2 protein-coding genes and 2 pseudogenes are annotated in these 1,972 nt (G+C 63.1%); all 4 read right to left on the bottom strand.

Going from position 1 to position 1,972, the window contains the following annotated elements:
• Positions 1-484: pseudogene (locus tag EOD07_RS32540) on the bottom strand (cytochrome b/b6 domain-containing protein); the annotation flags it as partial.
• Positions 485-582: 98 nt separating this feature from the next.
• On the bottom strand, positions 583-1,254 hold the full coding sequence (locus EOD07_RS32545) for a DUF1345 domain-containing protein (protein WP_127238167.1): 672 nt from the start codon (positions 1,252-1,254) through the stop codon (positions 583-585).
• A gap of 26 nt (positions 1,255-1,280) precedes the next feature.
• Positions 1,281-1,748 carry a YaiI/YqxD family protein gene (locus EOD07_RS32550; RefSeq protein WP_127238168.1) on the bottom strand — a complete coding sequence of 156 codons (468 nt, stop codon included), beginning with the start codon at positions 1,746-1,748 and terminating at the stop codon, positions 1,281-1,283.
• A 66-nt stretch (positions 1,749-1,814) separates the two neighbouring features.
• A pseudogene (locus EOD07_RS38825) lies at positions 1,815-1,972 on the bottom strand (aldehyde-activating protein); the annotation flags it as partial.

Raw genomic sequence — 1,972 nt, forward strand, 5'->3', positions numbered from 1 at the left:
GGGCGAGATCGCGGCGGATATGGCCGTTGATCAGGCCGGCAACCAGCCAGACGAGCAGCGTCGTGGTCAGGATCCAGGCGAAGAAGAAATGCACGACGCGAGCGGTGCCGAGATCGTAATAGGACGGGATCGTCGCCCAGGATGGAAAGGCGCGCGGCGTCTCTTGTCCCGGCGGACCCGACCAGCCGAGCACGCCGGTGGTGTCGAAGCGATGGCCGAAGATTTCAGTGAAGCCGCGCGGACCGTTGGCGGTGTTTTCGGCGCCGATCTGGAGGATGGTGTTGTTGAATTCGAAGCCGGACTGCTTGCCGATATAAAGCTGCGGCCGCGCGTTGAAGATCTGCAGGCCGGAAAGCAGCATGAAGAACAGCGAGAAAGCCCAGATCCAATGGGTCAGCCGCGTCCAGCGCGATTGCCGATAGATGAGGGTCGTGTCCTTGCCGGCCGCCTCGCTGGCGGATCGGTTGTTGGCAACAGTGTCCATCTTGCCTCCGGCCGCCATCGGGAAGCGGCTTTTCAGGTCATTGTCTTCCCCTCAATACGTCGCCGCACAAGGCAATGTTTCATGCGATCACGGATTTATTACGAAGCCCCCAGGCTGACCGCGAGATTGACCGCTGCGGCGACGATAACCGTGTTGAAGAAAAAGGTCAGGACCGAATGGACCAGGACCACCAGGCGCATCTGCGAGGTGGTGATGGCCGTGTCCGCCGTCTGCGCCGTCATGCCGATGACTGTCGCGAAATAGAGGAAATCCCAGCCTTCCGGCCTTTTGCCGCCCGGAAAATCAAGGCCGCCGACCGGCATCTTCTTCTGGGTCTTCTCGTCGATCTCGTCGCCATCCTTCCAGTAGACATGCGCATAGTGCAGCGACGCCATGGCGTGGATGGTGAACCAGCCGAGCGGGATCGACAGCATGGCGAAGGCGAGCTGCATGGGATGCGCGGCATCCTTCTGGTTGATCAGCAGGAACAGCGAGACGATGGCGGCGCCGACGACAAAGAGCGTGACGGCGAAGATCGCCAGCACCGGCAGGTCCGTCGCCCGTGCGTTCTTGCTGAGATAGCGGCCGGTAAGACTCGGCATCAGGGTCAGCACGAGAGCGATGTAGCTCACAAAGAACACATTGGCGCCGATGGAGTAGGGCAAAGGCCAGCGCAGCAACAAGGCAAGCAGCAGCGCGACGATGCCGACGGCCGCGGCGAGGGCGAACTGCATGTGCCGATGCATCGGCGTCTTGAGGTCGTCACCCATGGCCCGAGGCCCCTGAAGACGTTGGATCAATCCGGTGTGACGGATTTCAAGGCACGCCGCAAGATGCGGTCGAGCTCGCCGAGAAACTGCGAGCGGTCCTTCTGCGTGAAGGAGGCGTTGAAGCCCCGGCTTTCGCCTGTTTCCCGCAAATGCTGCTTCAAATCGCGCATCGCCACCGCCATGCCGATGGTCTCCGGCGTGAAGGGGCGGCCGGTGGGTCCCAGCACATGCGCGCCGAGCGCCACCGTGCGCGCCGCCAGCGGGATGTCGGCCGTCACCACGATGTCGTTGGCCCTGGCGTTCTCGACGATCCAGTCGTCCGCCGCGTCCGCGCCCTTGGAGACGACGACGTTGCGGATCATAGGATCGCGCGACGGCCGCAGGCCGCCATTGGAGACATAGGCGACGACGACGCCATGGCGCTCCGCGACCTTCTCGATCTCGGCCTTGACCGGGCAAGCGTCGGCATCGACGTAGATAATGGGTGCGGGCATCGTTGCTTCCAAACAAATATGGGGCCGGCGTGTCAGCCAGCCCCATGGCAGAAATCGCAGGATTTGTCAGGCCGCCAGGGCCCCGGACTTCTTGGCGGTCCAGGTGGCGATATAGTCCATCAGGCCGGGGCTGAGGCAGTCATAGGGCTCCAGCCCGATCGACTTCAGCTGGCCGCGGATGCCGGCCATGCGGCTCGGGTCGACGCCGGATTCGATGATCGAGG

The organism is Mesorhizobium sp. M2C.T.Ca.TU.002.02.1.1 (genome assembly GCF_003997225.1).

Coding starts and splice junctions, on each gene's coding strand:
- EOD07_RS32545 (WP_127238167.1), bottom strand. CDS start 1,254: ATGGGTGACGACCTCAAGACGCCGATGCATCGGCACATGCAGTTCGCC.
- EOD07_RS32550 (WP_127238168.1), bottom strand. CDS start 1,748: ATGCCCGCACCCATTATCTACGTCGATGCCGACGCTTGCCCGGTCAAG.